This is a genomic window from Nocardioides sp. Root240 (genome assembly GCF_001428825.1).
In the GTDB taxonomy this organism is placed as follows: domain Bacteria; phylum Actinomycetota; class Actinomycetes; order Propionibacteriales; family Nocardioidaceae; genus Nocardioides.
Genome location: NZ_LMIT01000016.1, coordinates 89642 through 116273, shown reverse-complemented (window position 1 = coordinate 116273; position 26632 = coordinate 89642). Strand labels below are relative to the sequence as shown.

Below are 26632 nucleotides of genomic sequence, written 5' to 3'. Positions count from 1 at the left end.
TCAGCCGATGCCGGGGATGGTGGACACCAGCAGGTCGATGAGCTTGATGCCGACGAAGGGCGCGACGAGGCCGCCGAGGCCGTAGACCGTGAGGTTGCGGCGCAGCATCGAGGACGCACTGGACGGGGTGTAGCGGACGCCGCGCAGGGCCAGCGGGATCAGCGCGACGATGATGAGCGCGTTGAACACGACGGCCGAGAGGATGGCCGACTCGGGCGATGACAGCCGCATCACGTTGAGGGTGTCGAGGCCGCCGTACACACCGGCGAACATGGCGGGGATGATCGCGAAGTACTTCGCGACGTCGTTGGCGATGGAGAAGGTCGTCAGCGCCCCACGGGTGATCAGCAGCTGCTTGCCGATCTCCACGATCTCGATGAGCTTCGTCGGGTTGGAGTCGAGGTCGACCATGTTGCCGGCCTCCTTCGCGCTGGAGGTGCCAGTGTTCATGGCGACGCCGACGTCGGCCTGGGCGAGCGCGGGAGCGTCGTTGGTGCCGTCACCGGTCATCGCGACCAGGCGGCCGCCCTCCTGCTCGCGCTTGATCAGCGCCATCTTGTCCTCGGGCGTCGCCTCGGCGAGGAAGTCGTCGACGCCGGCCTCCTCGGCGATCGCCCGTGCGGTGAGCGGGTTGTCGCCGGTGATCATGACGGTGCGGATGCCCATCCGGCGCATCTCCTCGAAGCGCTCGCGCATGCCCTCCTTGACGACGTCCTTGAGGTGGATGACGCCCAGGACGTGCGGCGCACCCCCGTCGCGGCGCTCGGCCACGACCAGCGGCGTACCGCCCGCGGAGGCGATCGCGTCCACCACCACTCCGACCTCGTCGCCCGGCTGCCCGCCGTTGCGGCGAACCCACGCGACGACGGCGGCCGCCGCACCCTTGCGGATCTCGCGCCCGGCGAGGTCGACCCCCGACATCCGGGTCTGCGCGGTGAAGGGCACGAAGGTCGCGGTCGGGAGCTCGCCGGCGCTGCGCTCCCGCAGGCCGTGGGCCCGCTTCGCGAGGACGACGACCGACCGGCCCTCGGGTGTCTCGTCGGCCAGCGAGGCCAGCTGGGCGGCGTCGGCCAGGAGCGCGGTGCCGGTCCCATCGACGGGCAGGAACTCCGCCGCCTCGCGGTTGCCGAGGGTGATCGTGCCGGTCTTGTCGAGGAGCAGCGTGTTCACGTCGCCGGCCGCCTCGACCGCGCGGCCCGACATCGCCAGCACGTTGTGCTGCACCAGCCGGTCCATGCCCGCGATGCCGATGGCGCTCAGCAGTGCCCCGATCGTGGTGGGGATCAGGCAGACCAGCAGCGCGACCAGCACCAGGATCGACTGGTCGGCACCGGAGTAGATCGCCAGGGGCTTCAGGGTGACGGTCGCCGCCAGGAAGATGATCGTCAGGCTCGCGAGCAGGATGTTGAGGGCGATCTCGTTCGGCGTCTTCTGCCGGCTGGCCCCCTCGACCAGCGCGATCATCCGGTCGATGAAGCTGTCGCCGGGGTTGGTGGTGATCCGGACGACGATCTCGTCCGAGAGCACCTTCGTGCCGCCCGTGACCGAGCACCGGTCGCCGCCGGACTCGCGGATGACGGGCGCGGACTCGCCCGTGATCGCGGACTCGTCGACGCTCGCGACGCCCTCGACCACGTCGCCGTCGCCCGGGATCACCTCGCCCGCCTCGACGACCACGAGATCGCCGATCCGCAGGCTGGTGGCGGGCACGGCCTCCAGCGCCCCGTCGGTACGACGCCTGCGGGCCGTGGTCTCGGTCTTGGCCCGTCGCAGCGTTGCGGCCTGGGCGCGGCCCCGCCCTTCGGCGACGGCCTCGGCGAGGTTGGCGAACAGGACGGTCAGCCACAGCCAGACGGTGATCGCCCAGCCGAAGACCGACGGGTCGCGCAGGGCCAGGACGGTGCACAGGACCGCGCCGATCTCGACGACGAACATGACGGGCGTGCGCACCATGACCCGGGGGTCGAGCTTGCGCAGGGCGTCGGGGAGCGAGCTGAGCATCGTGGTCTCCGGTCGGATGGTGGCGCTCACAGTCCCTCCGCCAGGGGGCCGAGGGCGAGCGCGGGGAAGAAGGTCAGCCCGGCGACGATCACGGCGACCGTCGCGAGCATGCCGACGAACAGCGGACCGTGCGTGGGCAGTGTCCCCTCGGTGCGGGGCACCGGTGTCTGACGGGCGAGGGCACCCGCCAGGGCCAGGGTCAGCACGATCGGGACGAAGCGCCCGATCAGCATCGCCAGGCCGATGGTGATGTTGTAGAACGGCGTGTTCGCCGAGAGTCCGGCGAAGGCGGAGCCGTTGTTGTTGGCGCCCGACATGTAGGCGTAGAGCACCTCGCTCAAGCCGTGCGGCCCGGGGTTGAGGATGGATCCCCGGGGACCGTCCAGCGACAGCGCGAGCGCCGTGAAGCCCAGCACGACCAGGGGCATGGTCAAGATGTTGAGCGCGACCAGCTTGATCTCGCGCGCGGTGATCTTCTTGCCCAGCAGCTCGGGGGTGCGTCCGACCATCAGGCCGGCGATGAACACGGTGAGGATGGCCAGCACGAGCAGGCCGTAGAGGCCGGTGCCGACGCCGCCGGGCGCGATCTCGCCGAGGCCCATGTTGAGGATCAGCAGGCCCCCGGCGACGGGGGAGAAGGAGGAGTGGAACGAGTTGACCGCTCCGGTGCTGGTGCCGGTCGTCGACACGGCGAACAGGCTCGACCCCGGGATGCCGAAGCGTGTCTCCTTGCCCTCCATCGCGGCGCCCGCGACGTCGAACGCCGGGCTGGGGTGGGCCGCCTCGATCGCCCACACCGCGGCAAGCAGGACGATCCAGAGCACGGCCATCGTCGCGAGGATCGCGTAGCCCTGCCGGACGCTGCCCACCATCACGCCGAACGTGCGGGTCAGGCACACGGGCACCAGCAGCAGCAGGAAGATCTCGAAGACGTTGCTGAGCGGGTTCGGGTTCTCGAACGGGTGCGCGGAGTTGGCGTTGTAGAAGCCGCCGCCGTTGGTGCCCAGCTCCTTGATCGCCTCCTGCGAGGCCACCGGTCCGCCCGGCAGGGTCTGGTGCGCGCCGGTGAGGGTGGTGGCGTCCACGCCGCCGGAGAGGTTCTGGACGACGCCGAGCAGCACCAGCGCCACGGCCGCGACGACTGCCAGCGGCAGCAGGATCCGCACGACCCCGCGGACCAGGTCGACCCAGAAGTTGCCGAGCCGTCCGGTCCGTGCGCGGACGAAGCCGCGGATCAGCGCGACGGCGACGCACAGGCCGACGGCCGCGGAGAGGAAGTTCTGGACCGCCAGTCCGGCCATCTGGACGAGGTGGCCCATCGTGGCCTCGCCGGAGTAGGCCTGCCAGTTCGTGTTCGTCACGAAGGAGGCCGCGGTGTTGAACGCGAGGTCGGGCGCCACGTCGGGGAACCCGAGCGACCACGGCAGGTGGGACTGGAGGCGCTGGAGGGCGTAGAGCAGCACGAGACCTGCGACGGAGAAGGCGACCAGGGACAGGGCGTAGGTGCGCCAGGCCTGGTCGGCGCGGGGGTCGACGCCGACCACCTTGTAGATCCCCCGCTCGACGGTGAGGTCGCGCTCGGAGGTGAAGACTCGCGCCATCCAGGTGCCGAGCGGGACGTAGCAGAGCCCGAGGGCAGCGATCAGAGCGCCGACCTGGAGAAGGCCGGCCAGGGTGTCGGACATGGCTAGAACCGCTCGGGGAGGATCAGGGCCACCACGAGGTAGCCGAGGAGGAGCGCACTGATCATCAGCGCGACGACGTTCTCGATGCTCATCGCTCGCCGACCGCCGTCACCATCGACGCCGCCAGGCAGGCAAGCACTGCGGCGCCGAGCAGCGCGAGGTCGCTCGGCGCCAGCTGCAGCTCGCCGTACTGGTGCAGGGCGAAGCCCTCGGCGAACGCCCAACCGGCCAGGCCCAGGAGGCAGGCCTGGGCGCGCGGCAGGGTGAGCGACCACGCTGCGGCGAGCACGACCAGGGCGGTCGCGGCAGGGACGGCAGGGGGCGCGATCGCGGCGACCAGACCGGCCGCGGCGAAGAGGGCGAAGCCACCGAGCCCGAGGCGGACCGACGGCTCGTCGACCAGGCGGGGCTCCGCGGGACGACGCGAGAGCTGAGCGGATGTCATGACTCGAAGTCAACGCCGGGGGCAGGCCTCCGACGGGGCCCCTAACGGGCCGCTAACGCCGCACTGACAACGCCTAACGCCGGGTGATCCCGGTCGCACCGCGTTAGGAAGGTGTTAGGGACGTGCAAGGACGTCCGGGCCGGGGATTCACTCCTCGCGTGAGCAGTGAGCAGGTGGACGAGCACACTCGTCCGTGGTGGCAGGTGATGTGCCTGACCGGTGTCGACTACTTCTCCACCCTCGGCTACCAGCCGGGCATCGCCTTCCTCGCGGCCGGGCTGCTCAGCCCGATCGCGACGATCGTGCTGGTCCTGCTCACCCTCTTCGGCGCGCTGCCGGTCTACCGCCGCGTGGCGCAGGAGAGCCCGCACGGGCAGGGCTCGATCGCGATGCTGGAGCGGCTCCTCGCCGGCTGGCGCGGGAAGCTGTTCGTGCTCGCGCTGCTCGGCTTCGCGCTCACCGACTTCATCATCACGATCACCCTGTCGGCGGCCGATGCGAGCGCTCACGTGGTCGAGAACCCGCACGTACCCGACGTCCTCCACGGCCAGGAGCTGTGGATCACGCTGGGCCTGATCGCCTTGCTGGGTGCGGTCTTCCTCAAGGGATTCACCGAGGCGATCGGTCTCGCCGTCGGCCTGGTCACCGTCTACCTGGTCCTCAACGCGGTCGTGATCGTGGTCGCGGCGGCCCACGTGTTCGAGAACGGCCACGTGGTGACCGACTGGACCGGCGCGCTGACGACGGAGCACGGCAACATCGCGCTGATGATCGCGGTCGCGCTGACGCTGTTCCCCAAGCTGGCACTGGGCATGTCGGGCTTCGAGACCGGCGTCGCGGTGATGGCGCACGTCGAGGGCGCGCCGGACGACGACCCGGTCCGGCCCGCCGTACGGATCCGCAACACGAAGCGGCTGCTGACCACGGCCGCGATCATGATGAGCATCTACCTGATCGCCTCGAGCCTGGTGACGACCCTGCTCATCCCGGCGGCGGAGTTCGAGGACGGCGGCAGCGCCAACGGCCGCGCCCTGGCCTACCTCGCCCACCAGTTCCTCGGCGACGGCTTCGGCACCGTCTACGACGTCTCGACCATCCTGATCCTGTGGTTCGCCGGCGCCTCGGCCATGGCCGGCATGCTGAACCTGATCCCGCGCTACCTGCCCCGCTACGGCATGGCGCCGGAGTGGGCGGGGGCCGTACGACCGCTGGTCTGCGTGCTCACGGTGACCGCCTTCGTCATCACCTGGATCTTCGACGCCGACGTCGATGCGCAGGGCGGGGCCTACGCCACCGGCGTGCTGGTGCTGATGACCTCGGCGAGCGTCGCGGTCGCGCTGGCGGCCCGCAAGGCCCGCGAGCGCGGCTGGACGATCGCGTTCACGGTGATCTCGGTCGTCTTCGTCTACACGACCGTCGACAACGTCCTCGAGCGCCCGGACGGCGTGAAGATCGGTGCCTGCTTCATCGCCGCGATCGTCGCCGTCTCGCTGCTGTCGCGCACGACGCGCTCGCTCGAGCTGCGCACCACCGAGATCGAGTACGACGCCAAGGCCGACGCCTTCGTGCGGGACTGCGCCCGCCGTACCCTCCGCCTGGTCGCGCACGACCCCGACCACCGCGACGTCGGTGCCTACCGCGCGAAGGTGCGCCAGATCGTCGAGGCCCACGAGCTCGAGAACGGCGGCGACCTGATCTTCGTCGAGGTGGTCGTCGAGGACTACTCCGACTTCGAGAGCCGTGTGGTGGTGACCGGCTCGGTCGCGCACAAGGAGTACCGCGTCCTCACTGTGCACGCGGCGACCATCCCCAACGCCCTCGCCGCGCTCCTGCTCGACCTGCGCGAGCGCACCGGCGTCCGGCCGCACATGTACTTCGAGTGGACCGAGGGCAGCCCGGTCGCCCAGATGGCGCGCTTCCTGCTGTTCGGAACCGGCGAGGTCGCCCCCCTCACGCGTGAGGTCATCCGCCGGGCCGAGTCCGAGCCGCGCCGGCGGCCGCACGTCCACGCGGGCTGAGCGGTTGCAGGAATCCCCGCCTGAGCGGGGATTCCTGCGGTTGGTGACGGTTGCAACCGTCACCAACCGCAGGAAACAGCCACGAACCCCCGGGCGTACTGTCGGAGCCATGGCACGCAGCTACGAGACCGTGACGGCCGATCAGTTCACCGGGACCGAGGGCCTGGCGGCCTGGCGGGTCGAGGGCGCGCAGGCGACGGCGACCTTCCGGACCGGTGACTTCGTGACCGGCCTGCGACTGGTCAACGAGATCGGCCGGCTGGCCGAGGAGGCCGACCACCACCCGGACCTGACCCTGCGCTACCCCGAGGTCGTGGTCTGGCTGGGCACGCACGACACCGGCACGGTCACCGACGCGGACGTCGCGCTGGCGCGCGGGATCACCGCTGCCGCGCGGGATCTGGGGATCAGTCCGGCCTGACGGGCTCGAGCGTGCGCAGGTGCTGCACGAACATCGGGTTCGTCAGCGCCCAGGGGCCGCGCGCGCGTCGTACCAGCTCGAGAGCGGTGGGTACGTCGTGCCCGAGCGCGACCAGCGTGCTCGCCACGACCAGGCCCGAGCGGTTGAGGCCACCGGAGCAGCGGACCAGCACCCGCCGGCCGTCCCGGACCGCGCCCGCGGCCAGCTCGGCGAGCGACTGCACGCGGGCGGCGACACCGGCGTCCACGGCCGCGTCGGCCATCCGCAGCACGTGGTGCTCGACGCCGTCGGCGGGGCCGTAGCCGCTGCGCGTCACCATGCTGATCACGAGGTCGAACTCGTCGCCCACCACGCAGGTCCGTGCCTGCGAGCGGACGTCGTGGCCGCCCTGGAACAGGCCGGGGACCACCTCGTTCCACGGGTCCTCGCACAGCGGGATCCGGGTCGCGCGTCCGGTGCCGCGGCACGCCGGGCAGTCCGGCATCGCGTCCGGGTCGGCGTAGCAGAGGTGGCACAGCACGACCGCATGGTCGCACCCCGCTGCGGACCCGACGCTGGGAAGGGTCTGCTAGCGTCCGCCTCGCCAGTCGTACTCACGTGATCGTGGGTCAGGGAACCCGGTGGAAGTCCGGGACTGACGCGCAGCGGTGAGGGTGACGGGCGGGGCAACAACGCCACTGGTGGGGCCGGTAGACACTCGGCCGACCGCACTGGGAAGGCGCTCCGTCCGGTGGATCCCGAGTCCGAAGACCTGCTGGCCGTGGACCCGTTGGGGTCCGCGTCACCCACCCAACAGGCTTCGCGCAAGAGCCTCGGACCGAAAGAGTGACCCGTGACGTCGTCCCGTCGTACCCGCATCCTGCCTGCCCTCCTGGCCCTCCCGCTCGCCCTGACCGCCTGCGGCGGCGCCCCGGAGCCCGACGCGAAGGCCGTCGCCGGCAGCGACTACCCGGTCGAGGCGAGCAGCTGCGGCTACACCTCGACCATCAGTGCCCCGCCCGAGCGCGCGGTGACCATGAACCAGGGGGCCACCGAGGTGATGCTCGCCCTCGGACTGCAGGACTCGATGGCCGGCACTGCCTACCTCGACGACGCGGTCCCCGCGAAGTGGAAGGCTGCGTACGACGCGGTGGACGTGCTCTCGAAGGAGTATCCCGACAACGAGACCCTGCTGGAGGCCGACCCGGACTTCGTCTACGGCTCGTACGCCAGCGCCTTCGGTGACGGGGCCGCTGGCCCGCAGGACGAGCTCGAGAAGCTGGGCATCGGTTCCTTCCTGTCGCTCTTCGGGTGCGGCGAGAACAAGCCCAGCGCCGACGTCTCGTTCGACTCCGTGTGGGATGAGATCGGGACCGTCGCGCACGTGTTCGACGTGCCGGAGCGGGCCGCGGCGCTCGAGGACGAGCAGGAGCAGGCACTTGCCGACCTTGCATCGAGCAGGCCGGGCGACGGTCTCGACGTGTTCTGGTTCGACTCCGGCGACAAGACCGCCTTCGCCGGCGCCGGTGAGGGCGGTCCGCAGCTGATCCTCGACGCCGTCGGCGCCACCAACGTCTTCGCCGACGTCGAGGGCGGCTGGGCCGACGTCAGCTGGGAGAGGGTCGTGAAGGTCGACCCCGACGTCATCGTGCTCGCCGACGCCAGCTGGTCCACGGCGAAGGACAAGATCGCGATGCTCGAGAAGGACCCGGTGCTCAAGAACTTGCGGGCCGTGAAGGCGAAGGCGTACGTCGTGCTGCCGTTCTCCGAGACCACGCCCGGCGTCCGGCTCGCCGACGGCGCGGTCTCCGTCGGCGCACAGCTGTCCGAGCTCGGCTGATGCTCCGGCCGGTCCGTCCCGCACGGACCCGGCCGGGAGCCGGGCTCGTGACGGGAGTGGCGCTGACCGCACTGCTGGTGGTGTCGGTGGTCGTCGCGGTCGGGATCGGCTCGGTCCACGTCCAGGCGGGTGACGTCGTGGACGTCGTGCTCGGCCGCCTGGGCGTGCCGGTCGACGGCGTGACGGTGATCGACGACCGGATCGTGTGGCAGCTCCGGATGCCGCGCGTCATCGGTGCCGCTGCGACGGGAGCTGGGCTCGCGATCGCGGGTGCGGTGCTCCAATCGCTGACCCGCAACGACCTCGCGGATCCCTATCTGCTGGGCATCTCCGGCGGCGCGACGGTCGGCGCGGTCAGCGTGATCGTGCTCGGGGCCGGTGCCGCGGGGCTCGTCGGCAACGCTGCGCTCGCCGCGGGTGCCTTCGTCGGCGCGATGCTCGCGCTCGCGCTCGTGCTGATGCTGGCGACCGGTCGCACGGGCGACCTGCCGCCGGCTCGCACGGTGCTGGCCGGCGTGGCGATCGGGCAGATGTGCGGGGCCTACACGTCCTTCGTGGTCATCGTCAGCGGCGACCACGACTCCGCCCGACGCGTGCTGGCCTGGACGATGGGCTCGCTCGCTGGGGTCCGGTGGCAGAGCGCGACGATCCTGCTGGTCGTCTCCGTGCTCGCGCTGGTCGTGATCATCGGGTGTGCCTCGGACCTGGATGCCTTCGCGTTCGGCGACTCCGCGGCCTCGTCGCTGGGCGTGTCTATCCGTCGCGTGCGCTGGCTGCTCATGGTCGGTACGGCGCTGCTGACCGCCGGCCTGGTGGCCTACACGGGCGCGATCGGCTTCGTGGGGCTGGTGGTCCCGCACGCCGTACGGCTGCTGGTGGGGCCGCTGCACCGACGGCTGCTGCCGCTCAGCGCCCTCGCCGGTGCCGTGCTGCTGATCTGGGCCGACACGGCGGCGCGGTCGTTGCTCGACGGGCAGGAGATCCCGATCGGCGTGGTCACCGCGGTCTTCGGTGCGCCTCTGTTCGCCTACCTCCTGCGGCGGGAATCGAGGTCGCGATGAGCATTCGCGCGAAGGACCTGACGTGGGGTGTCGCGGGCAGGGCGATCATCGAGGACATCGCCATCGAATGCCCGGAGGGCACCCTGACGGGGCTGCTCGGTCCCAACGGCTCGGGGAAGACGTCGTTGCTGCACGTGGTCGCTGGCCTGCGGCGGCCGGACAGCGGCGTCGTCGAACTCGCGGGCGAGGACGTCCACCGACTACCGGCCCGGGTCCGGGCCCGGCGGATCGCGGTGCTCGAGCAGCACGCCTCGACCACCCTTCCGCTGACCGCGCGTCAGGTGGTCGAGCTGGGCCGGATACCGCACCGAGGTCGGTGGCCGGCCGCGCGCGACGAGGGAGCCGCGGAGGTCGTGGAGGGGATGCGGCTCAGCGGGGTGACCCACCTGGCCGACCGCGACTGGCAGACGCTGTCCGGCGGGGAGCGGCAACGCGTGCAGCTGGCGCGCGCCCTCGCACAGCGGCCGGAGGTGCTGATGCTCGACGAGCCGACCAACCACCTCGACCTTGCCCACCAGATCGACCTGCTCGCCACGGTGCGGGCGCTCGGGCTGACGACGGTCGCCGCGCTGCACGACCTCGATCTCGCCGCGGCGTTCTGCGACCACCTCGTGGTGCTGGGCGCCGGCCGGGTCGTCGCGAGCGGGCCGCCGGCCGAGGTGCTGACCGCGCGTCTGGTCCGAGAGGTGTACGGCGTCGAGGCCACCGTCGCGACGCACGACCACTCCGGACGGCTCCACGTGGTCTGGCACGACGAGCGGGCGTCGCGGTGAGCCGGGCCGTCGTGCTCGTCGCCCTCGGCGTCGATGCGCACCGCCACGCCGATGAGCTGGGCGAGGTGGCCGTCGCCACAGGTGCCTCGGTGGCCTTCCTCCAGACGGGTACGCCGAGCGTGGTCGACGAGCTCGACCGGTTGGCCGCTGCCGGTGCGACCCGGGTCGAGCTGGTCGGCCTCGGTCTCGGTGCCCCGATCGCGCGCTCCTGGTTGCGCCGGGTGGCGGCCCACTGGCGTCGCACCCGTTCGGGGGTCGAGGTGGTGGTCGCGGGGAGGGAGGTCACCGGCGACGAGGCGCCACTGACCTCGCCCGCGTGGGAGGACGTTCCCGGCCACGGGCACCACGTCCTGGTGTGCCGGGGACCGCGGTGCTCGGCCCGCGGGTCAGCGGCGACGTCCGCCGCGATCGACGATGCCCTGCGCGCCCACGGTCTCGGCGACGACGACGTGCTGGTCGCGCAGACCGGCTGCCTCTACCCGTGCAACCACGCGCCGGTGGTCGTGGTCCACCCCGACGACACCTGGTACGGCGGCGTCGACGCCGCGTGCGCCCGGCGGATCGTGGTCGAGCACCTCGCCGGAGGTGTTCCGCTCGTCGGGCAGCGGCTCCCCCGCGACGGCTGACGTCCCGCGGGCCGGGAACTCAGACCAGGTGCCGGCCGTCGAGCTGGGGAGCGGCCTCGCTCAGCTGGCCGCGGTGCCACAGCGCGTGGATCACCAGCGCTGCCGTGACGGACCCGAGGACGCCGAGCGCGAGGTCGCCGAGGGTGTCCTCGTAGGCGAAGGCGTGCTCGGCGTGCCCGCTGATGAAGGCGTAGTACTCGGCGATCTCCCACGCGATCGCGGCCGTCGCGCCGACGGCGAGCGCCCGCTCGACGACGCGGTAGCGGGGGGCGCTGCGGTGCAGGGTCAGCAGGACCACCGCCGCAGCGATCATGCCGGTGTTGGCGAAGTGCATCAGGTCGTCGAACCAGAAGATGGTGTCGTAGAGGTCCATCCGGTTGCCGAGGATGTCGGTGAAGCAGGTCAGGGTCACCAGCAGGTCGGCCAGCCAGGGGAAGGACGCCCGCTCCCTCCATGCCAGCAGCCAGATCAACGGCACGGTGAAGGAGACCAGCGGGTAGCCGACCGCGCGGGCCTCGGCGGCCTTGTCACGCAGGTTGCTGCCGTCGGGGTCGACCACCGCCATCAGGAGCATCGCGACGAGCAGGCCCTTGGCCATCACGTCGGCGGTCCGGATCGGGGTGGGGGTGGCATAGCGCACCGCCACGGCCTCGGTCATCCGGGGGCTCCTGTCCTCGACAAGTGCCCATCCTCCCATGACCTCCCTCCGGCCTCGGAGTTGGAGGTGCGAGAATCGTCAGTCCTGAAGGGGCTTTGGCGCTCCGGACGGGCATGACAACGAGCGAGGGGGAGCCGTGGTCGACGCACTGGCGGAGGGCGCACCGGCGGAGGTCGCCGAGGAGTCGTCGTACGAGCGCTTCGGCGTGAACTGGGTACGACGGGTGCTCCACCGGGAGCGGATCCTGCGGACCATCGACCAGCTGCTCGGCGACCAGATCTCGCTCGGGCCGATCGGCGCCGGCCCGGGGCGCGCGTTCGCGAGCGTCAGCTTCACGGGCACCTTCGGTCCCACGACAGGGTCCGAGCTGCCGGGCGCGCTGCTGTCGTACGCCATCGACCTGCCGATCAGCGTGGTCTTCCAGCTGGACCTGCCCATGGACAAGCTGCACTTCAACGCCGAGGTGGTCATCCCGCTGGTGCTGGTGGTCCACACCGAGGAGCCGCTGAAGCTGCGTCTCGAGCTGCAGACCCCGGCCGAGGACCAGATCGGGCTGGAGCTGAAGACCGACACCCGGCGCGGGGCGGTCCTGCGGAAGATGACCGGGCTCGACTCCGAGCTGCGGCGCTTCGTGCTGAAGGTGATCGACACCGAGCTGTCGAAGCCCTACGTCAAGCGGGCGATGTACCTCGACATGGAGGAGCTCATCGACCACGCGTGGCCGATGCTCAGCGAGACGTTCCTGCCGCAGCGACCCGAGGACCGGCAGAGCTGATCCGGCGGCCGGCGCTGTGGGCCGGGGCGGTGGACGGGTGGTGCGCGACGACCTTGGCAGGCGCCTTCACCACGTCGATCAGGGCACCGAAGGCGACGGCGGCCATCGGGATCCACACCGGGATCAGCATGAAGGCGTAGATCGGCACGAGCTGCAGCAGGTCGCTCATCGGTGACTCCGTTCCGGGGTGGGATTCGATGAGTCGAGTCTGGTCGCGGCGCCGGACCCGTCGCTCGTGCGTGGTTCCAGAGTCCGCAGCGCGTTTTGTGCGGAGAGCACGATCCGTGTGACCTGGGCGACATCAGGACCGGCCGTCGCGGTCAGCGGGAGGCCGGGATGATCCTCCGAAGGTAAAGAATCCGCAATCCAGCGGATCCGCTGGGTAAAAGGTCCTAGTCTCAGGACTTCAGGGCCTGTTCGCGCGTGGGGCGTGGTCAGGAATGGGGGGTGTTGGGCAGGGCTTCCGTGCAGTGCACGGATCCCCGGTTCGACGCTCCCCCTTTGTCTTTTCGGGAGGCACCCGCACCCGAAGCTCACGGGCGCGCAGTGGGCGCGCCCGAATCAACCACATGGGGACCTCAGATGAACCTGTCATCGCGGCGTGCGCGCCGCACCGAATTCCGGCGAGCCAGTGCGCGCCGGACCGGGCTCGGGAAGCGTGTAGCGCTGACCGTCCCGGTCGCCGCCCTGGTCGCTGTGTCGACCTTCATCGCTCCGAGCTACGCCGACGACGCCGGCACCGGCGACGCGCCCGCCTCGAGCGAGACGCAGGCCCCGGCCGCCGACCCGGCTCCGGAGCCGAAGCCCGCGCCGGAGCCTGCCCCGGCACCGAAGCCCGCGCCGGAGCCGAAGTCCGCCGACGAGCCCGAGCCCGCCCCGGCGCAGCCCGCCGACGAGCCGGAGACCGAGCAGGCGCCCGCTCCCGAGGAGGAGGCCGCTCCGGCCCCCGTCCAGGAGATCCCGGCCGACGCCGTTCCCGCCGGCGACGGCGCCGAGGTCGGTGCCGCGCAGATCAAGGCCGGTGCCGCCCAGGCTGCCGCGCCCGCGTCCAACAAGAAGGTCGTGGTCTGCAAGTACGTCGGCACGCCCCCGGGCAAGCCGCACCACATCATCGTCGTGAGCAAGAGCGCCATCAAGGACTGGCCCGAGGGCACCTTCCCGTGGACCTTCGCCGACGCGCAGGACTCCGTCGCGATCCGCTGGGCCGTCGGCAACGAGCAGCCCGGCAACGAGGAGCTCGTCAACTGCCCCGGCTTCGACCCCGGTGAGCCGGCCGAGCCGGTGGTCATCACCCCGCCGGACGTCCAGGCCGTCGACCCGTGCGGTCCCGCGAACGCGGAGTACCCGGCGATCGCCGAGACCGAGCAGTACTCGGTCACGGTCAACGCCGACAAGAGCGTCACGCTGACCGCGAAGGACGGCTTCACCTTCGCCGACGACGCGCCCAGCCACACCTACCCGGCGCCGGTCGACTCCGGCACCGAGTGCCCGCAGGACGAGAAGAAGGTCGTCGTCTGCAAGTACGTCGGCACGCCGCCGGGCGTCCCGCACCACATCATCGTGGTGAGCAAGTCCGCCGCGCTGGCCGCGGGCTGGGTCGAGGGTCAGTTCCCGGGCGTCTTCGCCGACGCGCAGGACTCCATCGCGATCCGTTGGGCCGTCGGCAACGAGCAGCCGGGTGACGAGGAGCTCGTCAACTGCCCGCTCGCGGACATCGAGCCGCCGGTCATCGAGCCGGTCGACCCCTGCGGTCCGGACAACATCGCGTTCCCGGCCGTCGAGGACACCGACGAGTACACCGCTGCCGTCGTCGACGGTGACGTGGTCCTGACCGCGAACCCCGGCTACGAGTTCCCGGGTGGCGAGCACACGTTCACCTACGAGCTGCCCGCCGACTCCGGCGAGGCGTGCCCGCCGGCCGTCATCGAGCCGCCGGTGCTGGAGCCGACCGACCCGTGCGGTCCGGACAACGCGGTCTACCCGGCCCTGGCCGAGACCGACCAGTTCGGTGTGACCGTCAACGGCGACCGCAGCGTCACGCTGACCGCGAAGGCCGGCTACGTCTTCGCGAACCAGCAGGCGACCTACACCTACCCGACCCCGGCGGACTCCAACGAGCCCTGCCCCGAGGTCGCGGCACTGGTGGCCTGCGTCTACCCCGACGCTCCGGCCCGCCTCGGCACCGGCGTCCCCGCCGGCGTGATCACGGTCATCGACGAGGCGACCGCCCTGCTCAACGGCTTCCTCGGCTCGTTCCCGTTCAGCTACGTCAACGGTGACGGCGAGGTCGAGCTGATCGCCTACCTCGAGGACGGCCAGACGGTCGACGACTTCGACGCACTCGAGATGTGCGGCGAGGTCGCCGGCATCTGCGACGACGCGACCGACCCGGGTGCCGTCGACGAGAACGGCGAGCCGTGCGTGCCCGGAGAGCCCGGCGAGCCCGGCGAGCCGGGCGACGGTGGCGAGACCGGTGGGGAGACCGACGCACTGCCGAACACCGGCGGTCCGGCTGGATTCCTGCTCCCGATCGGGGCCCTGATGGTCCTCGTCGGCGCAGGCTTGGTCGTGGTGAGGCGTCCCCACTCCGCCTGACCACAGCCCGGTCCAGGGTCCCGAGTGACCCCACATCGGGTGTTCGCCCCGTCGCAGCAAGCTACTGCGGCGGGGCGAACGACATTTCCCGGTGACCATCGGATGCGATGGTTCTGGGTCGAACGGCTTCACTGGCCCGGGCAGCGGTGCTAAGCCTGCAAGGTGGGCCGGCCGCGGCATCGGGGCGCAGCGGGTGGGGGGATCGCCGACCGCGCAGTGGGCGCGAGTCGATTCACCGTTGTGGGGTCTGGATCATGAACCTGTCACCGCGGCCCTCGCGCCGCTCCGAATTCCGGCGGGCCAGCGCCCGTCGTGCCGGCCTCGGGCGGCGCATCGCGCTGACCGTCCCGGTCGCCGCCCTCGTGGCCGTGTCGGCCTTCGTCGCGCCCGGGTACGCCGACGACGCCGGCAGCGGTGGGGAAGCCCCCGCCGCCGAGCAGGCCGACCCGCCTGCGCCGCCCCCGGCTCCTGAGCCGGCGCCCGCACCCAAGCCCGCCCCCGAGCCGAAGCCGGCCCCCGAGCCGAAGCCCGCTCCCGAGCCGGACCCGGCGCCCGCGCCGGAGCCCCCGGCCGAGGAGGCGCCCGCCGCGGAAGCCCCTGCCGAGGAAGCCCCTGCCGAGGAGGCTCCCGACGAGCAGGCCGCTCCGCAGGCGATCCCGGCGGACGCCGTACCTGCCGGCGACGGTGCCGAGGACGGCGCCGAGCAGATCCGCAGCGACGCGCCCCAGGCCGTCGAGGAGGACGAGAAGAAGGTCGTCGTCTGCAAGTACGTCGGCACACCGCCCGGCGTCCCGGACCACGTCATCGTCGTGTCGGAGAGCGCCGCCCTGGCCGCTGGTTGGGTGCTCGGACAGTTCCCGGGCCCGTTCGCCGATGCGCACGACTCGATCGCGATCCGGTGGGCCGTCGGCAACGAACAGCCGGGTGACGAGGAGCTGGGCAGCTGCCCGCTCGCGCAGGTCACGCCCCCGTCGGTCGACCCGGTCGATCCCTGCGGGCCGGACAACATCGCGTTCCCGGCCGTCGCGGAGACCGACCAGTACACCGTCGCGGTCGTCGACGGCGACGTCGTGCTGACCGCGAAGCCGGGCTTCGAGTTCCCGGGCGGCCAGGAGACCTTCACGCTCGTGCTTCCCGATGACTCCGGCGTCGCGTGCGAGGAGACCGAGGGTGACGAGAAGAAGGTCGTGGTCTGCAAGTACGTCGGCACGCCGCCCGGCGTCCCCGACCACATCATCGTCGTGTCGGAGAGCGCCGCCCTTGCAGCCGGCTGGGTGCTCGGACAGTTCCCGGGCGTCTTCGCCGATGCGCAGGACTCGGTCGCGATCCGGTGGGCCGTCGGCAACGAGCAGCCGGGTGACGAGGAGCTGGTCAACTGCCCGCTCGCGACGGTGCAGCCGCCCCCGCTGGAGCCGACCGACGAGTGCGGGCCGGACAACGCGGCGTACCCGCCGCTCGCGGAGACGGACCAGTTCACGGTCGCCGTCAACGAGGACGGCAGCGTGACGCTGACGGCCAAGCCGGGCTTCGCCTTCCCGGGCAACCTGCACACGTTCACCTACCCGGCGCCGGTCGACTCGGACGAGCCCTGTCCCGAGCCGGCAGCCCTGGTCGCGTGCGTCTACCCGCCCGCCGGCACCGTTCCCCTGGGGCCGGGCGTACCCGCCGGCGAGATCGCGATCGTCGACGAGCTCACGGCCACGGCCAACGGGTTCCTGGGCACCTTCCCGTTCACCTACGTCGACGGCGACCACGAGGTCTCGCTGCTCGCGATCCTCGAGGAGGGACAGACCGCCGACGACTTCGACGCGCTGGACATGTGCGGCGGGGTCGCCGGCATCTGCGAGGACGCCGCGACGAACCCCGACGCGGTGGACGCCGACGGTGAGCCGTGCACGCCGCCCGACGACGACGGAGACACCGGTGGGGAGACCGACGAGCTGCCGAACACCGGCGGCCCGGCTGGATTCCTGCTCCCGGTCGGGGCCCTGATGGTCCTCGTGGGTGCGGGGCTGGTCGTGGTGAGGCGTCCCCACTCCGCCTGACCACGACCCGGTCAGGCCCTGAGTGGGCGGTCCGGGTGTTCGCCCCGTCGCACGGATGCGCTCCTGCGGCGGGGCGAACGACGTCCGCGCTGGCGGCCAGGGCCGACTGGCCACTCCTGGATGGCCCGGAAGGACCATGGCGGGCCGACTATCGGATGTGATGGTTCCGGCCCGAACCCGTATCGGGGCGCCCTTCCTGTACCTAGCCTCCACGTTGGGGGAGCTCTGCTGGGACTTGGGACACGGCAGTTCTTCGGGGGGATCAGCGGTCGTGCAGTGGGCTCGACCGAATCGACCATTTGGTGGGGATCATGAACATTTCACCGCGGCCGTCGCGCCGCTCCGACTTCCGGCGGGCCAGCGCTCGCCGGACCGGGCTCGGGAGGCGCATCGCGCTGACCGTCCCGGTCGCCGCCCTGGTCGCCGTGTCGGCCTTCGCCGCGCCCGGCTTCGCCGACGACGCCGGAGGGGCCGGCGACGCACCGTCCTCCGAGGCCCCGGCCCCCGACCCGGCGCCTGCGCCGGCCCCCGAGCCGGCCCCGGCACCTGAGCCGAAGCCCGCGCCCGAGCCGAAGCCCGCGCCCGAGCCGGAGCCGGCGCCCGCGCCGGAGCCCCCGGCCGAGGAAGCGCCCGCCCCGGAGACCCCCGCCGAGGAGGCGCCTGCAGAGGAGGCTCCCGCCGAGGAGGCTGCCCCGCAGGAGATCCCGGCCGACGCCGCGCCGGCTGGCGAGGTCGCCACGCAGGGCGCGCGCCTGGTGCGCAATGTCGCCACGCTCGACGTGCCGATCAACGACAAGAAGGTCGTGATCTGCAAGTACTCCGCCACGCCGGAGATCGGCGAGAAGGCCCAGACGGTCAACATCTCCTCGATCAGCGTGCTGCCCGCCGACTGGGTGCCCGGCACCTTCCCGGCCTTCTTCACCGACGCCCAGGGCGCCTCGATCTCGCCGCGGTACGCGTTCGAGGGTGAGAACACCAACGACGTGGCCGGCATGATCGACGAGCTCTGCCCGCCGTACAGCCCGCCGGGCATCATCTCGGCGCCCGAGGTGCCGATCAACGACCCGTGTGGTCCGGGCAACGTCGTCTACGGCACCGTGCCGGAGTCGCCGAACTACACGATCGTGCGCAACGACGACGGCAGCATCACGCTGACGGCCGTCGGCAACTTCCTGTTCGCGCCGCTGCCGGGCACCGCCACCTACACCTACCCGGCACCCGTGGACGCGGGCGGCTTCTGCGTGGTCACGCCGCCGGCGAAGCCGCCGGTCACCGACCCGTGTGGTCCGAACAACGCGCACTTCGAGCCGGCCGACGTGCCGCCGAGCACCGCGACGTACACCGTGGTCCTGAGCCAGGACGGCAAGACCGTCACGATCACGGCGATCCCGCCGAACGCGTTCGACGCGCAGGGCACGACCGAGGTCGTCTACACCGCGACGGACGCGGGTGGGTTCTGCGTGGTGACGCCGCCGGCCAAGCCGAAGGTGACCGACCCGTGTGGCCTGGGCAACGCGCACTTCGACGCGGCCGACGTTCCGCCGAGCACCGCGACGTACAACGTCGTGCTCAGCCAGGACGGCAAGACCGTCACCATCACGGCGATCCCGCCGAACGCCTTCGACGAGCAGGGCACGACCGAGGTCGTCTACACCGCGACCGACTCGAACGAGCCGTGCATCGTGGCGGCACCGGGCGCCCCGGCGCCGGAGGACCCGTGCGGCCCGAACAACGCGTTCTACCCGGACGCGGCGATCCCGGCCAGCACCGACGCCTTCACGGTCGAGGTGAACGACGCCAAGACGGTCATCACGATCACCGCCACGGCGGGCAACGTGTTCGACGACCAGGGCACCACCGAGGTCGTCTACACCGCGACCGACTCGGGCGAGCCGTGCCTGATCGACGTCCCTGAGCCGCAGCAGACCGACCCGTGTGGCCCGAACAACGCCTTCTTCGACGTCATCCCGGAGAGCACCGACGACTACACGGTCGTGGTCAGCGACGACAAGAAGACGGTCACGGTCACCGCGACCGCGGGCAACGTGTTCGACGAGGAGGGCACCACCGAGCTGGTGTTCACCGCGAAGGACTCGGGCGAGCCCTGCGTCGTCCCCGCGCCCGGCCCGCCGGCGCCCGAGGACCCGTGCGGCCCGAACAACGCCTTCTTCCCGGACGGCGCGATCCCGGCCAGCACGGACGCCTTCACGGTCGAGGTGAACGACGCCAAGACGGTCATCACGATCACCGCGACGCTCGGCAACGTGTTCCCGGGCGGTCTCGTCGAGCTGGTGTTCAACGCGCTCGACGGCGAGTCGGGTGACCCGTGCATCGTCGAGCCGCCGGTCGCACCGGAGCCGGTCGACGTGTGTGGTCCCGACAACGCGGTGTTCGCCGAGGGTGACGTCCCTGCCAGCACCGACGACTACACGGTCGTGCTGAGCGAGGACATGAAGACGATCACCGTCACCGCCACCGAGGGCAACGTGTTCGACGAGGAGGGCACCACCGAGCTGGTGTTCACCGCGGTCGACTCGGGCGAGGAGTGCCCGGTCGCCCAGCTGGTCGCCTGCGTGTACGCCAGCCCGGACCTGGCCCGCCTGGGCACCGGCGTCCCGCTCGGTGACATCGCGATCATCGACGAGCCCACGGCCACGGCCAACGGCTTCGAGGGGATCTTCCCGTTCACCTACGTCGACGGGACCGACGAGGTCGAGCTGATCGCCTACCTCGAGGACGGCCAGACCGCCGACGACTTCGACGCGCTCGAGATGTGCGGTGAGGTCGCCGGTATCTGTGAGGACGCCGCGACCAACCCGGACGCGGTCGACGACAACGGCGACCTGTGCACGCCTGAGAAGGAGGCCGACGCGCTTCCCAACACGGGTGGCCCTGCCGGATTCCTGCTCCCGCTCGGGGCACTGATGGTTCTGGTGGGTGCAGGGTTGGTCATGGTGAGGCGTCCCCACTCCGCCTGACCATGGTCGGGTAGCCCCTCGTGCCCCGCACGGGCCGGGGGGCAGCCCGACAGCCCGGAACGGTCAGGCGTGACCGCCCGGGTGTTCGCCCCGCCGCAGGCAAGCGCTACTGCGGCGGGGCGAACGTCGTCAGCTGGGGTTTCGCGTAGAGCGCCCGCAGGCGCTCGTACCGGTAGCGGTTGTGGGCCATCGGCTCCAGCAGCAGCCACGTGGGGAGAAGGCGGCGCGCGGTGCGCAGCAGCCAGGTGTACGTCGCGAACTCCCACCTGCGCAGCCGGGACGGCCGGACGCCGAGCAGCTCCTGCATCCGCGGGTGCGCGGCGGCCTCCGAGCAGACCCGGGCCGGCCGGCTCAGGGCCGGCGTGAGCAGTCGCCACACCGGTGTCGTCAGCACGTGCAGCCAGCGCGGCCCGACCAGTGTCGGCACCGGCAGTGCGTCGAAGCGCTGCGCGGCCCACCGGAGGAACTCGTTGTCGGCGAGCTCGGTCGCGGCCACCTCGTCGTAGTAGGCCATCGCCTCGGCGAGGGTGCCCGGGATCCGGGCCTGCTCGCTGGGCAGGTCGAAGTCGCTGAGGTGCAGCACCGTCCGGTAGACGACCTCGCGCTGCTCCTCGGTGAGCGCCCGGCCGTAGGTCGCGACGTACCCGGTGTGGAAGACGAGCATGCTGGACGTGCCGACCCACTTCCACAGGGCCGGGTCGAGCGCGCTGTAGCGCTCGCCGGCGAAGTGGCCGCGACCCTTGCCGTGCACCTGGCCGTGGAGCTCCTTGAGCCGGTCGGCGGTACGACGGCGGTCGGCCTCGTCCCCGAACAGGAGCAGCGGTCCCCAGAGGTAGCTGCGGATGCCGCGGTTGGTGAAGTTCTCGGCGAACCGGCCGCTGGCGTCGACCGCCGCGGCGACCTCGCGGTAGGCCACCTGGTCGAGCGCGAGCCGGCCGTAGAGCCCGAAGGCGACGGGCATGCCCATCCACCAGCGGACGTCGGCCGCCAGCTCGTGGTGCGGCTGCGACGGGTCCCACGGGGCGATGGTCATCGCATTCCTCCGACATCTGTCAACGGGTGTTGGCAGATGTCATTGGACCCATCTGCGAACGCCTGTGTCAAGATGCTGGCATGACCGATCCCGCCCGCCGGTACGCCGGCCAGAACGCCTCCGAGCGGGTGGCCGAGCGTCGCGCCCGCCTGGTCGCGGCGGGCCTGGCGGTGATGGGCGAGCGCGGCATCGCGGGCACGACCGTCCGCGGCGTGGCCGAGGCGTCCGGCCTGGCGGCGCGCTACTTCTACGAGAGCTTCGAGGGCGTGGAGGCCCTGCAGCTCGCGGTCTTCGAGGAGATCGCCGCCGAGGCCGCGACCCGGGCCGTCGCCGCCCTCGGCGCCGCCCCGGACGACCCGGAGGCCCGGATCCGGGCCGTCCTCGGCGAGATGGTCGACCTCTTCCTGGAGGACCCGCGCAAGGGCCGGGTCGCCCTGATCGACTCCGTGACCTCGCCGGTGCTCGGCCCGCGGGTGCTGCTCGAGAGCAGCCGGTTCGCCGCGATGGTCGCGGCCACGGCCTCGAGCGGCGATCCCTCCAGCGGCGTCGACGACCTCCCCGTCGACCTCCGGCTGACCGCGCAGTTCCTCATCGGTGGCGTCGCGCACGCGATCGGCGCCGTGCTCCGGGGAGACGTGGCAGCCGATCGCGATGCCCTGGTCGACGTGCTGGTCGAGCTGTTCCTCGCGGTGACCCGCGACGTGATCAGGCGCTGACGCACGAGAGCAGGAGCCGCGGAGAGTGCTCCGCGGCTCCTGCCCGTCGTGGGTCGTTCAGCAGTAGACGTACGTCTTGCGGACCGTGAGGTCGACGCGGGCCGACTGCCAGGGGCTGACGTAGAAGGAGCTCGTCCCGCCGCCGAGCACGTACCAGCTGCCCGGGTAGTAGGCGCAGGTGTCGCGGCTGCCGTAGGTGGTCGGCTTCACGGTCACCGCGAGCCAGCGGTTGGCCGGCACGTCGCGCCAGGTTCCGCAGCCGGTCCCGGTCGTGCCGGTGCGAATCACCGACCAGCTGCTCCCGCTCCACAGGTGCAGCTGGATCGGCACGTTGCGGGTGGCCACGCCGTAGGCGCAGACGGTGAGGTCGCCGGTCGTGGAGGAGGCGGCGTCGGCCTTGGTCGCGGTCGTCGTCGACACGGCGAGGCCGGCGAGCAGCAGCAGGGGAAGGAAGAGGAGGAATGCGGCGCGGCGCAGGGTGGTGGTCATCGTGGGTCTCCTGGGTGGGAAGGATCAGATGGGGGACGTCGCATCAGGCCCGGAACGACCAGACGTAGCTGGGGTAGTTGCCGTCCGCGCGGACGGTCCAGACCTCGATCTCGGTCAGGTAGGTGCCGGTGTAGGGCGTGTAGTAGTTGGTCAGCGTTCCCGTCCGACCGCCGCACACAGAGCCCTGGGTGAAGGTGCCGACCCAGCCGTTCGACTGGTGCACCCGCACCTTGAGCTGCGTGCAGTAGTTGTCGCCGGAGCGGTCGTTGAAGTAGATCTGGGTGTAGGGCTGCTTGCCTGCGGTGAGGACATTGACGTTGCCCGAGTGCCAGAGCCCGTTCCTGGTCGACGAGGCGTAGGTCTGGACGGCGGCCTGCGACGGGCTGGCCATGCCGAGGATGCTGATCACGGCCATCAGCAGCGCGAGGGGCGCGAGGACGATCTTGCGGGAGCGAAGGTTCCGGCGGGTCGTGGTGTTCATGGTGGATCTCCTTGGTGGGGCTCGGTTGATGAGCACCATCCTGTGGCGGATCCAGCCCCCGCTCCGTCGGCCCGACAACGCCCGAAGTGTCGGGCCGCGAACACTTCCGGCGCGTGTCTACGGGCGGAGCGCGGCGCCGGTGTACCCGACGCCGTGCGTGCGCCGCAGCCGGATCCCGGCCTGCTCGGTGAAGGCAGCGGTCGGCCGTCCGGCGGTGAGCACCGCGAGGAAGTCCTCACCCGGGATCCGGAGCACCCGGGTCGGCTCGGTCGCGGTGACGGTCGCGGTGCGGGCCACGCCCTCGAGCAGGCCGATCTCGCCGAACCAGTCGCCCGCCGCCAGGGCGGGAGCATCGATGCGGTGGCCGTCGACCTCGGAGACGACGGCGCACCCGCCGGCCACGATGACGTAGAAGGCGTCGGCCGCCTCGCCCTGGGTGACCACCGCCTGCCCGGCCGGTACGTCGACCAGCTCGCCGGCGCCCGCCAGCTGCACCAGGCCGCCGTCCGGCACCTCCTCGACGAGCTCGACCGCGTCGAGGAGCCGCAGCAGGGGCGCGAGCTCGGCCCGGCGTACGGCGGCGCGACGGTCGATCGCGAGCAGCCAGGGCAGGCCGAGCAGGCTGATCGCGAAGCCTCCGGCGCCGAGCATCCAGAGGACGACGTCGAGATCGGCGACGCCGAGCACCCACCCGGTCGCCGTCGATCCGACCAGGATCGCCATCAGGCACAGCGAGTCGAAGATCGCGAAGACCCGGGCCATCACGTCCGAGGGCAGGGCCCGTTGCATCGCGGTCACGGCCAGCACGTCGACGAAGAGGGTGCCGGCGCCCCGCAGCACCTGGGCCGCGAAGGCCACGGCCGGCTCGTCGCTGGCCAGCAGGAGCAGGGTCGGCAGGCAGTAGAGCGCCATCCCGCCGACGATCACCGGCGCGAGCCGCGGCAGCGCCTCGGCGCGCGTCACGAGCGGGGCCGCGAGCAGGCCACCGACACCGAGCCCCGCGAGCAGGTAGCCGTAGCCGTCGGGGCCGGTGCCCAGCAGCTGGTCGGAGGCGGCGACGAAGAAGACCGTGTCGGCGCCGAACATCCCGGTGGCGAGGACGCTGAACCCGACCAGCACCAGCACGCCGGGCTCGTCGCGCAACGCCCGCAGCCCGGCCGTCATCTGGCGCAGCGCACCGGCCTCGCCACCCTCGGTCACGTCGCCGCCCGGTGCTCGCTGGTGCATCCGCGCGAGCAGCAGGAACGAGGCGAGGAAGGTGGCGGCGTTGATCCACACGGCGTTCTGGGGCGGCCCCGTCAGTGCCAGCAGGGCGCCGAGTGCCGGACCGAGCACGACCGACAGGTTGTCGACGGTGTTGCGCAGCGTGTTGGCCGAGGCGAGGTCCTTCTCCGGTACGACGTGCGGCGTGAGCGCCGCCGCGGCCGGACCGTAGAGCGATCCGAGCGTCGAGGAGCACCCTGCGATCGCGAGCACGACGAGCGGCGGGGCGTCGAGCGCCATGGCCGTCCCCATCAGCGCCATCAGGACGGCGAACGTGGCGTCGGCGCCCATCATCAGGCCGCGGCGCTCGAACCGGTCGGCCAGCAGCCCCGCGAACGGGCTGAAGACGAGGGCGGGCACGAACCGCACGACGGTGGTCGCCGCCAGCCACCCGTAGGAGTCGGTGGCGTCGATGACCCAGATCGCGAGCGCGACGTTGTAGGCCCACGTGCCGATGTCGGAGATCGTGAAGGCCGCCATCAGGTACCGGAAGTCGCGGTGCCGCAGGGCGGCGGTCATCCCCTTCACGGGCCGCCCTCCGCGGGGGGTACGGCGTTCTCGGCGCAGGCCTGCAGGACCGTCTTCACCTGGAAGGGGGTGAGCCCCGGGTGCTTGCTGCGGAGCAGGGCGACCAGTCCGGCGACGTGCGGAGCAGCGAACGAGTTCCCGGTCGCCACCGTCGTACCCCCGTCGGACCAGGCGACCTCGAGCTCGACGCCGCGCGCCGCGAACTCCACGGGTGGGCGCGGGTTGTAGGCCAGCGACCACGGGTCGTCGGTCGCGCGCGCGGCCACGGAGACGACGGAGGAGAACTGCGAGGGGTACGTCGCGCCGGGGTAGTTGTTGGCGGCGCAGACCAGCACCGTCGAGGCGAAGTAGGCCTCGTCGGCGATCTCGTGGAGCGGCGCGAACATCCGGTCGGCCTTGGACGACAGCGACAGGTTGACGACGTCCATGCCCTGCTCGACGGCCCACGCGATGCCGGCGTGCAGCAGGGCTCCCTGGCCCTTGAGGTTCGCGCCGAGCACCCGCACCGAGTGGAGCTCGCACTCCGGGGCCAACGCCCGGATGATCGCGGCGCAGGCGGTGCCGTGGCCGACGAGGTCCTCGTGCGGATCGGTGGTCAGGGTGAAGCCGTCGTCGGCCGTCGGGTCGAGGGCGAGGGTCGCGTGGCCCTGCACGCCGGTGACCGGCCCGCGCTGCAGCCACGGGTGGTCGGCATCGATCCCGGAATCGACGACGGCGACCTTCACCCCGCGTCCGGTCGCGCCTCCCCACGCCCAGTCCCGCGCCCCGGCAGGGAGCGGGAGCGCGGCGACGGCGTCGAGCACGGTGAACGCCTCCGACCACGCCGGCAGGTCGGTGGCCGTCACCTCAGCCCTCCTCGACGATGCGCGCCAGGCCGACGATGGTCGCGCGCACGGCGTCGCGGTCGCGGTGGGCCGCCAGCGTCGCGATCGCCGCCAGCAGCTCGTCGTCCCCGGCGAGCGTGGCGAGCCCGACCTCGCGCTCCGTCGCGGTCAGCACCACCGACAGTCGTGCCCCGAGCACCGACAGCACGGCCAGCTCGGCCGCGGTCCCGGAGCGTCCCGCGAGGTGCGAGGCCCCGTCGTCGCGGACCGGGTCGAGCACCGACAGCACGCCGGTGACGTCGCCCGCCTCGTCGACCAGGGGTACGGCGAGCAGGGCCGCCGGCACGTAGTCGGTCGACTCCGCGACGTCCCGGGCGAAGCGGGCGTCGCGCGTGACGTCGCCGACCGCGAGCGGCTGCCCGGACAGGGCGACGAAGCCGGCGATGCCGCGGCCCAGGCCCATCCGGACCCCGACGATCTCGGTGGCGCCGGCGCCGTCGGAGGCGACGAACCGCAGCGCGTCACCCTCCGGGGTGACCCGGGCGATCGAGCACGCGGCGGCGCCGTACAGGCCCCGGATGTCGCTGCAGGCGCGGACCAGCTCGGCCGGCCCGGCACTGCTCACCGGGTCACCTTGCGGCGCAGCGCCTCCATGTCGAGGATCTCGATCCGTCCGCGGGACAGCGCGACGATGCCCTGGTCGGCCAGCCGCTGCAGGGCGAGGTTGACCGTCGGCCGCGTGCCACCGGTCATCTGGGCCAGCTGGGACTGGGTCAGCGGGACGTGGACGACGCCGGTGCCCTCGGCGTACGCCCGGGCGAGGTCGAGCAGGCGCGACTGCAGGCGCCGGTCGAACCCGAGGTACATCTCCTCGATCAGCCGGTGCGACAGGTCGTCGACGCGGTCGGCCATCAACCGCACCACCGCATCGCGGAACTGGGGCTTCTGGTCGCGCAGCGAGGCGAAGGCCGAGCCGGGGATCGCCAGCGTCGTGACCTGCTCGAGGGCGACGATCGTCGCGGTCCGCTGCCGGTCGGTGCGGACCAGGGCGAGCTCCCCGAACGACGCGCCGGGGCCGATGATGTTGATCATCGCCTCGTCGCCGTTGGCCAGGGAGACGCGGACACCGAGGCGCCCGCGCTCGACCAGGTGGTACGAGTCCGCCGGGTCGCCCATGTGGCACACCACCTCGTTGCGCGCGAAGGTCCGTCGCCGCCCGAGCGCCAGGAACTCCGCCTGCTCGGCCTCACCGAGGCCCTCCAGCACCGCCCACCGCATGGGCTGATTGAACCAGCGCCCGAGCGTGCCCCGTGGCGAAATCGGACTGTCGGAAACGCGGCGCTGGATGTGTCGGCTGGCGAACGCAGCAGCAGTGCGGAGCGGAGCAGACTTCAGTCA

General features: G+C 71.9%; 25 protein-coding genes and 1 riboswitch. Of the genes, 11 read left to right on the top strand and 14 right to left on the bottom strand.

Going from position 1 to position 26632, the window contains the following annotated elements; all coding sequences use genetic code 11:
• The 4 genes from kdpB to ASE20_RS23370 are packed head-to-tail and all read right to left on the bottom strand — an operon-like array spanning nucleotide 1 to nucleotide 4131.
• Complete coding sequence (gene kdpB, locus ASE20_RS23385) at nucleotides 1–2001, bottom strand: potassium-transporting ATPase subunit KdpB (RefSeq protein ID WP_082612914.1); 2001 nt, start codon at nucleotides 1999–2001, stop codon at nucleotides 1–3.
• 26 nt (nucleotides 2002–2027) lie between these two features.
• On the bottom strand, nucleotides 2028–3686 hold the full coding sequence (gene kdpA, locus ASE20_RS23380) for a potassium-transporting ATPase subunit KdpA (RefSeq protein WP_056896993.1): 1659 nt from the start codon (nucleotides 3684–3686) through the stop codon (nucleotides 2028–2030).
• Between the two features lie 2 nt (nucleotides 3687–3688).
• The gene (gene kdpF / locus ASE20_RS23375; protein WP_056896992.1) at nucleotides 3689–3778 is read right to left on the bottom strand and encodes a K(+)-transporting ATPase subunit F; all 90 of its coding nucleotides are present in this window, start codon (nucleotides 3776–3778) and stop codon (nucleotides 3689–3691) included.
• Nucleotides 3775–4131, bottom strand: coding sequence for a hypothetical protein (locus ASE20_RS23370; RefSeq protein ID WP_056896991.1), 357 nt, complete (start codon nucleotides 4129–4131; stop codon nucleotides 3775–3777). Before ASE20_RS23370 ends, kdpF begins: the two co-directional genes overlap by 4 nt.
• 158 nt (nucleotides 4132–4289) lie before the next feature.
• Here ASE20_RS23370 and ASE20_RS23365 point away from each other — a divergent pair, with 158 nt between their 5' ends.
• On the top strand, nucleotides 4290–6149 hold the full coding sequence (locus tag ASE20_RS23365) for an amino acid transporter (protein ID WP_318655577.1): 1860 nt from the start codon (nucleotides 4290–4292) through the stop codon (nucleotides 6147–6149).
• A gap of 109 nt (nucleotides 6150–6258) precedes the next feature.
• On the top strand, nucleotides 6259–6570 hold the full coding sequence (locus ASE20_RS23360) for a 4a-hydroxytetrahydrobiopterin dehydratase (protein ID WP_056896990.1): 312 nt from the start codon (nucleotides 6259–6261) through the stop codon (nucleotides 6568–6570).
• Here the strand turns inward: ASE20_RS23360 and ASE20_RS23355 are convergent.
• Nucleotides 6557–7090 carry a dual specificity protein phosphatase family protein gene (locus ASE20_RS23355; protein ID WP_200952928.1) on the bottom strand — a complete coding sequence of 178 codons (534 nt, stop codon included), beginning with the start codon at nucleotides 7088–7090 and terminating at the stop codon, nucleotides 6557–6559. The genes ASE20_RS23360 and ASE20_RS23355 overlap by 14 nt on opposite strands.
• A 47-nt stretch (nucleotides 7091–7137) precedes the next feature.
• Nucleotides 7138–7344: riboswitch (cobalamin riboswitch) on the top strand.
• A gap of 58 nt (nucleotides 7345–7402) precedes the next feature.
• On the opposite strand from ASE20_RS23355, the gene ASE20_RS23350 reads away from it, so the two are divergent.
• Genes ASE20_RS23350 through ASE20_RS23335 form a run of 4 tightly spaced genes read left to right on the top strand, consistent with a single transcriptional unit; the run spans nucleotide 7403 to nucleotide 10849 of the window.
• Complete coding sequence (locus ASE20_RS23350; RefSeq protein ID WP_056896989.1) at nucleotides 7403–8389, top strand: ABC transporter substrate-binding protein; 987 nt, start codon at nucleotides 7403–7405, stop codon at nucleotides 8387–8389.
• Nucleotides 8389–9450 carry a FecCD family ABC transporter permease gene (locus ASE20_RS23345; protein ID WP_056896988.1) on the top strand — a complete coding sequence of 354 codons (1062 nt, stop codon included), beginning with the start codon at nucleotides 8389–8391 and terminating at the stop codon, nucleotides 9448–9450. The genes ASE20_RS23350 and ASE20_RS23345 overlap by 1 nt, the downstream gene beginning before the upstream one ends.
• Nucleotides 9447–10223 (top strand): ABC transporter ATP-binding protein, encoded by a 777-nt coding sequence (locus ASE20_RS23340; protein ID WP_056896987.1) that lies wholly within the window; start codon nucleotides 9447–9449, stop codon nucleotides 10221–10223. Before ASE20_RS23345 ends, ASE20_RS23340 begins: the two co-directional genes overlap by 4 nt.
• Nucleotides 10220–10849, top strand: a complete 630-nt coding sequence (locus ASE20_RS23335) for a (2Fe-2S) ferredoxin domain-containing protein (RefSeq protein ID WP_056896986.1) — start codon at nucleotides 10220–10222, stop codon at nucleotides 10847–10849. Before ASE20_RS23340 ends, ASE20_RS23335 begins: the two co-directional genes overlap by 4 nt.
• Before the next feature lie 19 nt (nucleotides 10850–10868).
• Here ASE20_RS23335 and ASE20_RS23330 read toward each other — a convergent pair whose 3' ends face one another.
• Nucleotides 10869–11507, bottom strand: coding sequence for a hypothetical protein (locus ASE20_RS23330; protein WP_056896985.1), 639 nt, complete (start codon nucleotides 11505–11507; stop codon nucleotides 10869–10871).
• Nucleotides 11508–11643: 136 nt separating this feature from the next.
• Between ASE20_RS23330 and ASE20_RS23325 the strand changes: the two genes are divergently transcribed.
• A complete protein-coding gene (locus tag ASE20_RS23325) occupies nucleotides 11644–12282 on the top strand; it encodes a hypothetical protein (RefSeq protein ID WP_056896984.1) in 639 nt (212 codons plus the stop codon).
• On the opposite strand, the gene ASE20_RS23320 is transcribed toward ASE20_RS23325, so the two are convergent.
• The gene (locus tag ASE20_RS23320; protein ID WP_056896983.1) at nucleotides 12236–12451 is read right to left on the bottom strand and encodes a hypothetical protein; all 216 of its coding nucleotides are present in this window, start codon (nucleotides 12449–12451) and stop codon (nucleotides 12236–12238) included. The two genes, ASE20_RS23325 and ASE20_RS23320, sit on opposite strands and share 47 nt — an antisense overlap.
• A gap of 527 nt (nucleotides 12452–12978) precedes the next feature.
• On the opposite strand from ASE20_RS23320, the gene ASE20_RS23315 reads away from it, so the two are divergent.
• The 3 genes from ASE20_RS23315 to ASE20_RS24895 all read left to right on the top strand — a co-directional run bounded on the left by ASE20_RS23315 (nucleotide 12979) and on the right by ASE20_RS24895 (nucleotide 19900).
• On the top strand, nucleotides 12979–14877 hold the full coding sequence (locus ASE20_RS23315) for a hypothetical protein (RefSeq protein ID WP_056896982.1): 1899 nt from the start codon (nucleotides 12979–12981) through the stop codon (nucleotides 14875–14877).
• A 254-nt stretch (nucleotides 14878–15131) separates the two neighbouring features.
• Entirely contained in the window at nucleotides 15132–16922 is a 1791-nt protein-coding gene (locus ASE20_RS25905; protein WP_056896981.1) for a hypothetical protein, read from the top strand.
• Between the two features lie 311 nt (nucleotides 16923–17233).
• The gene (locus ASE20_RS24895) at nucleotides 17234–19900 is read left to right on the top strand and encodes an LPXTG cell wall anchor domain-containing protein (RefSeq protein WP_157538558.1); all 2667 of its coding nucleotides are present in this window, start codon (nucleotides 17234–17236) and stop codon (nucleotides 19898–19900) included.
• Between the two features lie 106 nt (nucleotides 19901–20006).
• Here the strand turns inward: ASE20_RS24895 and ASE20_RS23300 are convergent, their stop codons facing one another.
• Nucleotides 20007–20933 carry an oxygenase MpaB family protein gene (locus ASE20_RS23300; protein ID WP_056896979.1) on the bottom strand — a complete coding sequence of 309 codons (927 nt, stop codon included), beginning with the start codon at nucleotides 20931–20933 and terminating at the stop codon, nucleotides 20007–20009.
• 80 nt (nucleotides 20934–21013) lie between these two features.
• Between ASE20_RS23300 and ASE20_RS23295 the strand changes: the two genes are divergently transcribed.
• Nucleotides 21014–21649 carry a TetR/AcrR family transcriptional regulator gene (locus tag ASE20_RS23295; protein WP_056896978.1) on the top strand — a complete coding sequence of 212 codons (636 nt, stop codon included), beginning with the start codon at nucleotides 21014–21016 and terminating at the stop codon, nucleotides 21647–21649.
• 57 nt (nucleotides 21650–21706) lie between these two features.
• Here the strand turns inward: ASE20_RS23295 and ASE20_RS23290 are convergent, their stop codons facing one another.
• From ASE20_RS23290 to ASE20_RS23265, 6 genes are all read right to left on the bottom strand, one after another.
• Nucleotides 21707–22138, bottom strand: a complete 432-nt coding sequence (locus ASE20_RS23290; RefSeq protein ID WP_056896977.1) for a hypothetical protein — start codon at nucleotides 22136–22138, stop codon at nucleotides 21707–21709.
• Nucleotides 22139–22181: 43 nt separating this feature from the next.
• Complete coding sequence (locus tag ASE20_RS23285; RefSeq protein ID WP_056896976.1) at nucleotides 22182–22619, bottom strand: hypothetical protein; 438 nt, start codon at nucleotides 22617–22619, stop codon at nucleotides 22182–22184.
• A gap of 117 nt (nucleotides 22620–22736) precedes the next feature.
• Nucleotides 22737–24401: an MFS transporter gene (locus ASE20_RS23280; RefSeq protein WP_225869164.1), complete on the bottom strand. Its 1665-nt coding sequence runs from the start codon at nucleotides 24399–24401 to the stop codon at nucleotides 22737–22739.
• A 5-nt stretch (nucleotides 24402–24406) separates the two neighbouring features.
• Nucleotides 24407–25255: a S8 family serine peptidase gene (locus tag ASE20_RS23275; protein ID WP_082612841.1), complete on the bottom strand. Its 849-nt coding sequence runs from the start codon at nucleotides 25253–25255 to the stop codon at nucleotides 24407–24409.
• Between the two features lies 1 nt (nucleotide 25256).
• Nucleotides 25257–25859, bottom strand: coding sequence for a GAF domain-containing protein (locus ASE20_RS23270; protein WP_056896974.1), 603 nt, complete (start codon nucleotides 25857–25859; stop codon nucleotides 25257–25259).
• Complete coding sequence (locus ASE20_RS23265; RefSeq protein WP_056896973.1) at nucleotides 25856–26512, bottom strand: Crp/Fnr family transcriptional regulator; 657 nt, start codon at nucleotides 26510–26512, stop codon at nucleotides 25856–25858. Before ASE20_RS23265 ends, ASE20_RS23270 begins: the two co-directional genes overlap by 4 nt.
• Nucleotides 26513–26632 lie beyond the last annotated feature (120 nt).

Bases quoted from the DNA above. Each gene is read 5' to 3' on its own strand.
- ASE20_RS23295 (WP_056896978.1), top strand. From the start codon at position 21,014: ATGACCGATCCCGCCCGCCGGTACGCCGGCCAGAACGCCTCCGAGCGG.
- ASE20_RS24895 (WP_157538558.1), top strand. From the start codon at position 17,234: ATGAACATTTCACCGCGGCCGTCGCGCCGCTCCGACTTCCGGCGGGCC.
- ASE20_RS23265 (WP_056896973.1), bottom strand. From the start codon at position 26,512: ATGCGGTGGGCGGTGCTGGAGGGCCTCGGTGAGGCCGAGCAGGCGGAG.
- ASE20_RS23340 (WP_056896987.1), top strand. From the start codon at position 9,447: ATGAGCATTCGCGCGAAGGACCTGACGTGGGGTGTCGCGGGCAGGGCG.
- ASE20_RS23285 (WP_056896976.1), bottom strand. From the start codon at position 22,619: ATGAACACCACGACCCGCCGGAACCTTCGCTCCCGCAAGATCGTCCTC.
- kdpB (WP_082612914.1), bottom strand. From the start codon at position 2,001: ATGCTCAGCTCGCTCCCCGACGCCCTGCGCAAGCTCGACCCCCGGGTC.
- ASE20_RS23290 (WP_056896977.1), bottom strand. From the start codon at position 22,138: ATGACCACCACCCTGCGCCGCGCCGCATTCCTCCTCTTCCTTCCCCTG.
- ASE20_RS23345 (WP_056896988.1), top strand. From the start codon at position 8,389: ATGCTCCGGCCGGTCCGTCCCGCACGGACCCGGCCGGGAGCCGGGCTC.
- kdpA (WP_056896993.1), bottom strand. From the start codon at position 3,686: ATGTCCGACACCCTGGCCGGCCTTCTCCAGGTCGGCGCTCTGATCGCT.
- ASE20_RS25905 (WP_056896981.1), top strand. From the start codon at position 15,132: ATGAACCTGTCACCGCGGCCCTCGCGCCGCTCCGAATTCCGGCGGGCC.
- ASE20_RS23320 (WP_056896983.1), bottom strand. From the start codon at position 12,451: ATGAGCGACCTGCTGCAGCTCGTGCCGATCTACGCCTTCATGCTGATC.
- ASE20_RS23370 (WP_056896991.1), bottom strand. From the start codon at position 4,131: ATGACATCCGCTCAGCTCTCGCGTCGTCCCGCGGAGCCCCGCCTGGTC.
- ASE20_RS23330 (WP_056896985.1), bottom strand. From the start codon at position 11,507: ATGACCGAGGCCGTGGCGGTGCGCTATGCCACCCCCACCCCGATCCGG.
- ASE20_RS23360 (WP_056896990.1), top strand. From the start codon at position 6,259: ATGGCACGCAGCTACGAGACCGTGACGGCCGATCAGTTCACCGGGACC.
- ASE20_RS23280 (WP_225869164.1), bottom strand. From the start codon at position 24,401: ATGACCGCCGCCCTGCGGCACCGCGACTTCCGGTACCTGATGGCGGCC.
- ASE20_RS23300 (WP_056896979.1), bottom strand. From the start codon at position 20,933: ATGACCATCGCCCCGTGGGACCCGTCGCAGCCGCACCACGAGCTGGCG.
- kdpF (WP_056896992.1), bottom strand. From the start codon at position 3,778: ATGAGCATCGAGAACGTCGTCGCGCTGATGATCAGTGCGCTCCTCCTC.